This window comes from Clostridium aminobutyricum (genome assembly GCF_017255415.1).
GTDB lineage: Bacteria > Bacillota > Clostridia > Peptostreptococcales > Anaerovoracaceae > Aminipila > Aminipila aminobutyrica.
Window position 1 is genome coordinate 197,604 of sequence record NZ_JAFJZZ010000005.1, and the last position, 8,460, is coordinate 206,063.

Sequence of the window (8,460 nt, forward strand, 5' to 3'; positions counted from 1 at the left end):
GTTTTATCATATAAAAGGAAGTATTCACTTCTTTCATGTAAAATATGAAACGTAATTTTATTATAACATAACAAAGGTATTATTAAACAAATATTAAACAAGTTATTCCAATATTTGGTTGAGCGAAAATATTACAAAGGAGAAATAATCATATATGAAAAAAATTCCCGAATTACTTGCACCGGCGGGCGGTTTGGAACAGTTAAAGGCAGCTGTGGAAAATGGTGCGGACGCTGTTTACTTTGGAGGGAAATTGTTTAATGCTAGAATCAATGCAGACAATTTCGATGAAGAAGCAATGAAAGAAGCGATAGATTATGCGCATATACGTAATGTCCGTGTTTATGTAACCATGAACATCCTACTGAAAGAAAAGGAATTAGAGCCGGCTATTGAGTATGCGAAGCATTTATATGAAATGGGTGTGGATGCGCTCATTCTTCAGGATATCGGCTTTGCTCGAATGATGAAAAGAAGATTGCCCTGTATGAAGATCCATTTATCCACTCAGGGAACCGTATATAATGCTTCCGGCGTGAAAGCTGCTAAAAAAATGGGATTTGAAAGAGTCGTCCTAGCGAGAGAACTCAGCTTGGAGGAGATAAAAACGATTACCCAAGAGAACTTACTTGAAATAGAAGTATTCGTACACGGTGCTTTATGTATCTGTTACTCTGGACAATGTCAAATGAGTCGAATTTTGGGGGGACGAAGCGGGAATAGAGGCTTATGTGCCCAGCCTTGCCGCCTTCCCTTTTTAGCCGAAGGAGAAAGTAAAGAGGAGCATTTACTCAGTCCGAAAGACATTTGCACAATTGATTTTTTAGGAGAACTAGTTGAATCCGGCGTAGCTTCGTTAAAAATTGAAGGACGAATGAAATCTCCGGAGTATGTTGCGACGGTAACCGGAATTTATCGAAAGTATCTGAATGAATACCTGCAAAAGGGAAGTTATAAAGTCTCGTCGGAGGACAGGCAAAAATTAAATCAAATCTTTAATAGAGGCGGTTTCACTGACGGATACCTAAAGGGGAATCCAGAAGAGGAGCTGATGTCTACCGTATTGCCCAAACATCAAGGAACCTATTTGGGAAAAGTAGTGGCCTCTGCTGAAAGAGATCTGATCGATATTGAATTGGAAGGAGAACTCAACATCGGAGATGGCATTGAGATTCGAAACAAGAACCTTCCGGGGAATGTCGTAACCTTTTTAAAGCCAATAAAAGGACAGATCGTGAGAATAGGGGACATTAAAGGGAAAGTATGGGCTGGGGATAAGGTTTATAAAATAACCGATAAAGCGTTAATGAAATCAGCAAGGGAAAGCTACAAGGACTCCCATAGACAGTGTTTGAAAAAAGCAGCAGTGAAGGCATCGTTTACTGTTCAGCTTGGCGAATATCCAACTTTAACAATTACAGACGGATGTTCGGGGAACGTTGGAATAGCTTTTATTCAAATCACTGTAACAGGATCTGAGCGAGCAGAAAAAGCTATAAATCGTCCATTAACGATAGAAAATATATCAAAACAGTTATGTAAAACCGGAGACATTCCGTTTGATATCATACATGCAAACATTGATGTGGAGGAGGGCGTTTCGCTTCCCGTATCCGTCATAAATCAGATGCGCAGACAGGCTTTTGAACAGCTGATCGCTGAAAAAACGAAACCAAGAGTGTTATCCCAAGAAGAACTTGAGCGATTTAATGGATTGTCATTAAAAAAGGAAAATCAAAATAATCAGTTTTTGGAACTGGATACTGCTGATCCAATAAAGAGCCTAACCTTGTATTTCCATACCACTCAACGGATAAAGGAAAACGTTATCAGAAACACTATAAATAGAGTAAGATCCGTAGGTATGGAATGGGATAAATTGTATATTTACGTTCCACTATATGATTTTATGGAAACGTTCAAAGACTCAAACGAGCCATTTCCATGGTTGACAAAAGCTTTTCAGGGGCTGTTATCGTTCCTTATCTTCTGGCTATAACAAAAGGAGCCTGTGACAAGTATATTCAAGACAATTTTGAGCTTATTGTTAAGGGGTGTCATGAATGCGGAGTTGCGGTCGGAAACTTAGGATGGATAGAAGAGTTTTTAGCTCGCGATATAAAAGTATACGGAGATTATGGTTTGAATCTCTACAATAGTGAAGCGATCGCTTGGGCGAGAGAAACCGGATTAACCGATTATGTTTGGTCTCATGAAGTATTTAAAGGAAGTGACTACGGGGAGGAAGAGGTACAAGAATGTATCTTTGCGGGAACCGTACCGTTCATGATCAGTGAGCACAGTTTTACGAAAAGGTCTTTTACAGATCGTAAAAACAGAAAGTTTAAAATCATACAAGACACTTTTAAAACAAAAAATATTCTTGTTGACGATAGGGATGAGCTGAATTTGTTGATTTCTGACCGCTCTATTCTAAAGAACGCTAAAAGAATAAGAATTTATTTAAATTAATTGTTAAAAAATACTCAAAAGGGGTTGAAGGAAATTTTTTTGGGTATATAATGTATACAAGATACAGAATACAATCCTGTATCATATGATATTAATAATTCATTTGCTGAAATGAAGTTATTTATTTAAGGGAAAATAAGGAGGAAAAGAAAATGAGTAAAGCATGGGAAGGATTTAAAAACGGTGAATGGAATACCAATATTAATGTGGATAATTTTATCGATATTAATTACACGCCGTATGAAGGAGATGAAAACTTTCTCGCTGGGCCAACAGCAAGAACCGAAGTGGTATCTGAAAAGGTTCAAAACTTATTAAACAGTGAAAATGATAACAATGGAGTATTAAAAGTCGATGCGAGCCGTATTATGCGTATTACAGCATTTCCTCCCGGGTATATCGATAAAGATAGGGATATCATTGTAGGGCTTCAAACGGATGAGCCTTTAAAAAGAGGCGTGTGCCCTTTCGGGGGAATAAGAATGGCTCGTCAGTCTGCGGAAGCATATGGAACAAAATTAGCAGACAGCATTGAAGAAACTTTTAAATATGTAACTTCTCATAATGACGGAGTTTTTAGCGTTTATTCGGATGAAATGATGTTAGTGAGAAAAGTTGGACTTATAACCGGGCTACCGGATTCTTATGGAAGAGGAAGAATTATAGGGGACTACAGAAGAGCTGCCTTATATGGAATCGATTCTCTTATTGAAAATAAGAAAAATGACAAGAAACAACTATGCGCTTTATCAATGACAGAAGACAATATACGATTAATTGAAGAAGTTCAAAAGCAGATATCTGCCTTAGAAGATTTAAAGGTAATGGCTGCTTCCTATGGATTTGATATTTCTAAACCGGCGCAAAATACGAAAGAAGCAATACAATGGCTGTACTTTGCTTATCTTGGTGCAATAAAAGAAGAAAACGGTGCGGCGATGTCTATAGGAAGAACGTCCACCTTTATAGATATTTACGCAGAAAGAGACTTGGCGAACGGTATCTTTACGGAAGAGCAGATTCAAGAATTCGTTGATGATTTTATTTTGAAAATCAGAGTTGCGAGACATTTAAGAACACCGGAATATAATGAACTCTTTGCCGGTGATCCGATGTGGATTACAGAAGGATTAGGAGGCATGGGAGCCGACGGCCGAACAAAGGTAACCAAGACATCCTTTAGATATTTGAATACACTTTATAATTTAGGACCTTCACCAGAACCAAATCTTACAATTTTATGGTCCAAGGATCTGCCGGAAGGATTCAAACGGTTTTGTGCCCAAGTATCCATTGATACGGATTCCATTCAGTATGAAAATGATGATGTAATGAGACATTCTTACGGCGATGATTATTCCATTGCATGCTGTGTTTCTGCTATTGAAATGGGAAAACAGATGCAGTTCTTTGGTGCACGTTATAATCTTGCTAAAATTCTATGCCTAGCCTTGAATGGCGGTATTGATGAGAGAACTGGATTGAAAGTAGGACCTCAGATGGACCCTATCAAAGGAGACGGACCTATTGAATATGAAGAAGCCATGAGAAGATTTAATATTTACAAAGAATGGCTTTGCGAATTATATGTGAACATCATGAACGTGATTCATTATATGCATGATAAGTACGATTACGAAAGAAGTCAAATGGCATTTCTTAATACAAAGCTAAAGCGATTAATGGCTTTTGGCGTAGCAGGACTTTCCGTAGCTGCTGATTCGTTCAGCGCTATCAAATATGCGAAGGTATATCCAATCAGAAATGAACAAGGAATTATTGTCGATTATAGAACGGAAGGCGAATTCCCGAAGTATGGAAATGATGACGATCGAGTAGACAATATTGCAGTTGAACTAACAAAGGGAACAATTGAATCCTTAAGAAAACATCCAACTTATCGAAATGCAGTTCACACACTTTCTGTCTTAACCATTACGTCAAATGTCGTATATGGGAAAAAGACCGGTAATACACCGGATGGAAGAAGAGCTGGTGAGCCTTTTGCGCCCGGAGCAAATCCAATGCATTGCAGAGATTCTTTAGGTGCTGTTGCATCGCTGAATTCGGTAGCAAAGGTAAAATGGGAAGATTGCCAAGACGGTGTATCCTATACGTTCAGCATTACTCCGGATACCCTCGGAAAAGACAAAGAGACACAAAAAGATACCTTGGTGGGCTTAATGGGCGGATATTTCGATCAGGGGGCACATCACTTAAATGTAAATGTATTAAATAGAGAATTATTGCTTGATGCTTGTGAGCATCCTGAAAAATATCCGAATTTGACTATTCGAGTTTCCGGATATGCCGTAAAATTTAATTCTTTGTCAAAAGAACATCAGAAAGAAGTGATTGCGAGAACCTTCCATCAGGCGATATAATTTAAAAATATATAAGTATTGCATGAAGATATTTAGATTTTAATAGGAGCTAGTAATGATTAAAGGCAGACTTCATTCATTTGAAACCTTTGGTGCTGTAGATGGACCCGGAATAAGAACGGTAGTCTTTCTTCAGGGATGCCCTGCAAGGTGCATATATTGTCATAATCCAGATTCATGGAATCCAAATGGCGGAAGAGAAGTAGATACAGAAGAGATTGTAAAAGTCGCTAAAAGAGCAATACCGTATTACGGGGAAGAGGGAGGTGTTACCTTTTCCGGTGGAGAGCCTCTGGTGCAGGGAGAATTTTTAATCCAAACCATGCGAGCCTTAAAAGCAGAGGGAATTAATTCTATTATTGACACCAGCGCAACGTATATTGATGAATATACAGAAACCGCGATTAGTGAATGCCAGATGATTTTACTCGACATCAAGCATTCTGATCCTAATAAATTTAAAGACATCGCAGGAAAGAGCCAAGACCCGTTATTAGAGATCATCGACCTTATTAATAAACACAGGAAACCTGTCTGGGTAAGGCAAGTGATTGTACCGGGAATAAATGATACGGAAGAAAATATAAAGGAGCTCAATGAGTTTATTAAAAAAATAAAACGGATCGATAAAGTAGAACTTTTACCGTATCATACAATGGCATCAGATAAATATGAAAAATTAGGATTATCTTACAGATTGAAAGATGTTGGACCTATGGATAAAGAAAAAGTAAAGCACTTAAGTTCCTTTATAAATTATTAAAAACTAAAAAATTAAATCATTGAAAAAGGCAATCCGATTGGATTGCCTTTTGTTATTCATGATGTAAAGTTTAAGCTTCTAATACTTTTAACGCTTCTAGCCTTGTAGCTTCACGTTCTTCCATTACTTTTGCATATTGTTCATCCGTCATTTTCATCATGGTGAAACCTGTAAATCCATATATGATAGAAACCACTGGATTGATCAGATTCAAGAATGCATAGCGTCCATATCCACCGCCGTGTCCCCAAGGGGCAACACCAAGGAGCGTTGTCATAGTAGCTCCGCAAGTATTCCAAGGAACTAAGCAAGAAGTTAAAGTACCGGCATCTTCCAAACATCTGGAAAGATTTCTATTATCGAGATGTCTGTCTTCAAACGCTTCTTTGTACATTCTTCCTGGCAGAATAATAGATAAGTATTGGTCGGCAGCAATTATGTTCATAAAGATACAGCTGAATATCGTAACTGTTACTAATGAACCGGTGCCCTTTACAACTTTCAATAAAGCTTCAGCCAAAGTAGCAAGCATGCCGGAAGCATCCATTACTCCTCCGAAACACATCGCGCAAATGATGAGGTTAACAGTCCATAAGAAAGAGTCCATGCCTCCTCTTGAAAGTAAAGTATCAATGCTTTCGATTCCGGTTTCTGAAACATAACCATAGTGTACGATTCCAAACCAATCAGCAAGTGCAACTCCTTGCATTAAGCTGCCCATAATGCAGCCAAGTAATACACCACCAAGAAGTCCTGGAATTGCAGGCAATTTTAGTGCTACGATGATGATTACGACTACTGGAGGGATTAGCAAAAGCGGAGAAATATTAAAGTTATCCGTCATACCATCCATAATAGTCTGTACTGTGGACATATTAACATTTGAGCTTTTACTTTGACCCATACCTAAGATTGCATAAAGGATCAATGCAATTAATAGAGAAGGGGTTACCGTGTAAACCATGTGTCTGACATGATTAAATAAGGTAGAGCCTGCAACAGCAGGAGCAAGGTTGGTCGTATCTGAAAGTGGCGACATCTTGTCACCGAAATAAGCTCCGGAAACGATAGCGCCGGCTGTCATAGCCAGATCAACTCCAAGTCCCTGGCCAACACCAACTAATGCGATACCAACGGTACCGGCAGTAGTCCATGATGAACCTGTTGCTAGTGAAACAATACAGCACATAATACAAGCGGCTGCTAAGAAAACTCCGGGACTTAAAATCATAAGTCCATAATAAATCATTGCTGGCACGACTCCCGCAGCGATCCAAGATCCTATTAACAGACCAACAACTAGCAAGATTAACATGGCTTGCATTGATCGGTTAATGGAAGCGATGATTCCCTGTTCCAGGAATGACCATTTGTACCCATTAGCAATAGCTACAAGCGAAGCGACGCAAGCGGATATAATCAGCGGGATATGTAACTCGCCGTATCCACAAGCAAATGCATCACCAAAGAGCATTGCAAGGATATTCAATGAATAGCACAGAATAAGTATTGTAAACAGCATTACAAACAATACTTGCCACATAGGTATTTTCTTACCCATATTAGATTCCTCCTTAAATAAATAAAAATAGTAAATAATAAATATAAATAATGAGAAAATTGCTTCTCAGTATTTATTATATGAAAGCACTATAAAGTACAGTAATACTATTAAGAAAGAATATGTATATAAAATAGTGAATTTGTATTAGCGTAATCAGCTTCAGTCCATAAAAAAACTATGTCAAGCCGCTGATAATAAAGCAAATGCAGGTTTGAGTAAATAAAACTCTTTTCAAGCAAAATAATACAATTATTCATTTTGTCTCTATTTTACATCAGGAAGTGATTTCTATCAAGGGGAAAGCATAATAAATGCAATAAAAATAAGGATAAGCTTTTTTTATTGTGATTTTGTAAAACAACCTACATTATATAAGAGCAAAAGAGGTTTTAAAAATTTATTGGTAACGATTCAGTAAAAATATATAGATTCGAATAAAAGCCACACAAGAAGATAAACAATTCAATTCTTTATAGATAAGCTGTTCCTCTATTATATATGACATAAAACCGACTATATATAACATAAAACCGACTTCAAATATTGCTCATAATAGGCTATGAATGTTGAAAATAGTAGATTTTAGAGTTTCTTTAGAAAACAGGAAGAAAAATATTAAAAAAAGGTAAAAAAAGTTTATAAAAGCTATTGACAATCCGTACAAGCTTTGCTATTCTAATATAGCTGTCGCAAGTGAATAACGAGCGCGGCATGAACCTTGAAAACTTCATAGTATGGAAAATTAGTCAAAAGAGCATTAAATTGTTCTTAGATTAAGTACAAACAGCAATCACAAAAGTGATTGGTAAGACAAACAAGCGAAAGTTTGTGAGTCAACGTACAATTTCTTTAAAAACAACAATAATTCTTGGATTTATGTTTTGCATAAATTAAAGAACAAATTAGCGAAGCGCAATGCGTTAAGCTGAGTCGAAAGACAAACTTGATTTGATTCTTCTTTAAGAAGATTTAAATACCATTTTATAAAGAGTTTGATCCTGGCTCAGGATGAACGCTGGCGGCGTGCCTAACACATGCAAGTCGAGCGGTATATATCTGAACAAATCTTCGGAAGAGTGAAGGTATAGAGAGCGGCGGACGGGTGAGTAACGCGTAGGCAACCTGCCCCATACAGAGGGATAGCCTCGGGAAACCGGGATTAAAACCTCATAACGCGAAAGATTCACATGAGTCTTTCGCCAAAGATTTATCGGTATGGGATGGGCCTGCGTCTGATTAGCTAGTTGGTAAGGTAACGGCTTACCAAGGCAACGATC

5 protein-coding genes and 1 rRNA gene are annotated in these 8,460 nt (G+C 37.7%); 5 read left to right on the forward strand and 1 reads right to left on the reverse strand.

What is annotated here, in order from left to right:
• Positions 1-154: 154 nt before the first annotated feature.
• The 4 genes from JYB65_RS11620 (at position 155) to pflA (ending at position 5,619) form a co-directional block, all read left to right on the forward strand.
• Positions 155-1,999 (forward strand): peptidase U32 family protein, encoded by a 1,845-nt coding sequence (locus JYB65_RS11620; protein ID WP_206582845.1) that lies wholly within the window; start codon positions 155-157, stop codon positions 1,997-1,999.
• Complete coding sequence (locus tag JYB65_RS11625) at positions 1,945-2,472, forward strand: hypothetical protein (protein WP_206582846.1); 528 nt, start codon at positions 1,945-1,947, stop codon at positions 2,470-2,472. The genes JYB65_RS11620 and JYB65_RS11625 overlap by 55 nt, the downstream gene beginning before the upstream one ends.
• A 152-nt stretch (positions 2,473-2,624) precedes the next feature.
• Positions 2,625-4,856 carry a formate C-acetyltransferase gene (gene pflB / locus JYB65_RS11630; protein ID WP_206582847.1) on the forward strand — a complete coding sequence of 744 codons (2,232 nt, stop codon included), beginning with the start codon at positions 2,625-2,627 and terminating at the stop codon, positions 4,854-4,856.
• A 55-nt stretch (positions 4,857-4,911) separates the two neighbouring features.
• On the forward strand, positions 4,912-5,619 hold the full coding sequence (pflA, locus tag JYB65_RS11635; protein WP_206582848.1) for a pyruvate formate-lyase-activating protein: 708 nt from the start codon (positions 4,912-4,914) through the stop codon (positions 5,617-5,619).
• 70 nt (positions 5,620-5,689) lie between these two features.
• On the opposite strand, the gene nhaC is transcribed toward pflA, so the two are convergent.
• Positions 5,690-7,180, reverse strand: coding sequence for a Na+/H+ antiporter NhaC (gene nhaC / locus JYB65_RS11640; protein WP_245156667.1), 1,491 nt, complete (start codon positions 7,178-7,180; stop codon positions 5,690-5,692).
• Between the two features lie 983 nt (positions 7,181-8,163).
• Between nhaC and JYB65_RS11645 the strand changes: the two genes are divergently transcribed.
• A 16S ribosomal RNA gene (locus JYB65_RS11645) occupies positions 8,164-8,460 on the forward strand; the annotation flags it as partial.